This is a genomic window from Pseudomonas sp. FG-3G, assembly GCF_901007645.1.
Taxonomy (GTDB): Bacteria; Pseudomonadota; Gammaproteobacteria; order Pseudomonadales; family Pseudomonadaceae; genus Aquipseudomonas; species Aquipseudomonas rhizophila.
The window spans coordinates 1-1,372 of record NZ_CAAKGZ010000039.1; the positions used below are offsets into that span (position 1 = coordinate 1).

Below are 1,372 nucleotides of genomic sequence, written 5' to 3' on the forward strand. Positions count from 1 at the left end.
GGGAGTGTCAGATTTTTTGTGTGCGGGCCGGTAACGGCCTGCCGTTAGGCAGACCTTCATTTACCACGTCGGCCTGATGAACCGATCCCCGTACAGGATCGCGAACTGATTCATCGCACTTTTCCAATCATGGGCCGCACTGCCCCAGTTTGCTGTGATATTGCGCAAGCCCAGCCAGATCAGCTTCGTGGCAGCATCATCGGTTGGAAAGTGTCCCCTCGTTTTGATGATCTTTCGCAGTTGAGCGTTGATGCTCTCGATTGCGTTGGTCGTGTAAATCACTTTCCGGATGGCGGGTGGGAAGACAAAAAACGGGATAACTCGATCCCAGGCGCGTCGCCAGGCAGCCACGACGGTCGGGTACTGCTTGCCCCACGGCCCGGTTTCGAATGAGTCCAGAGCCACTTCGGCGGCCTCGGCGTTGATCGCTTGATAGATCGGCTTGAGAGCCTTGGCCAGCTCCCGACGTTTGTCCCAGGCTGCATAGTCGAGGCTGTTGCGGATCAGATGCACGATGCAGGTTTGCAACGTCGTCTCAGGAAACACCGCGCTCAGGGCTTCTGGCATGCCTTTGAGGCCATCGGTCACGGCAATCAACACGTCTTCGACGCCGCGTGTCTTGAGGTCATTGAAGACCTTCATCCAGAACTTGGCGCCTTCCGTTGTCTCGATCCAGATGCCCAAGATATCGCGGGTTCCGTCCGGTAGTACGCCCAAGGCCAAGTAGATTGCCTTATTGCGGACCAGACCTTCTTCCCTGATTTTGACCCGCAGCGCGTCGAAGAAGATGACCGGGTACATCGGCTCAAGCGGTCGTTGCTGCCAAGCGCCGATCTCTTCCATCACCGCGTCGGTGACTGAGCTGATGAAGTCGTGCGAGACATCCGTACCGTACTGTTCCAAGAGAAATGCGCGAATCTCGCGAACCGTCATGCCCCGAGCGTACATGGCGATGATCTTGTCATCGAAACCGGTAAAGCGCCGCTCATGCTTGGGAATCAGAATCGGCGCAAAGCTGCCATCGCGATCTCGGGGAATCTCCAGACGAAGCGGACCGTCGTCTGTCAAAACGGTCTTGCCACTTTTACCGTTGCGCTGGTTATTAGACTCCTCAGGGCGCTCCGCGCCCTGAGGATAGCCAAGATGGTGGCCCAGCTCTGCGCCCAGGGCTCGCTCGATAAGCGCCTTCTTGAAGGCCATCGACGCATCCTGAATCGCCTCGGCAGTCATTGGGCCTTTGACGAACTGATCAATCAGCTCCTTCGGGATCGAAGGAAGCTCGGTTTTGGCCTCCAAGGCCGTCTTCTTTTTGGTTGGCATACATGCACCTCTTCAGCATGTTATGCCCGAACACAAAATTTCTGACAGTCCC

Annotated in this window: 1 protein-coding gene; it reads right to left on the minus strand. The window is 56.6% G+C overall.

Translation table 11 applies throughout. The annotated features are described in order from the left end of the window. Positions 1–60 precede the first annotated feature (60 nt). The gene (locus PSEUDOMOFG3G_RS24125; protein WP_139051243.1) at positions 61–1,320 is read right to left on the minus strand and encodes an IS256 family transposase; all 1,260 of its coding nucleotides are present in this window, start codon (positions 1,318–1,320) and stop codon (positions 61–63) included. Positions 1,321–1,372 lie beyond the last annotated feature (52 nt).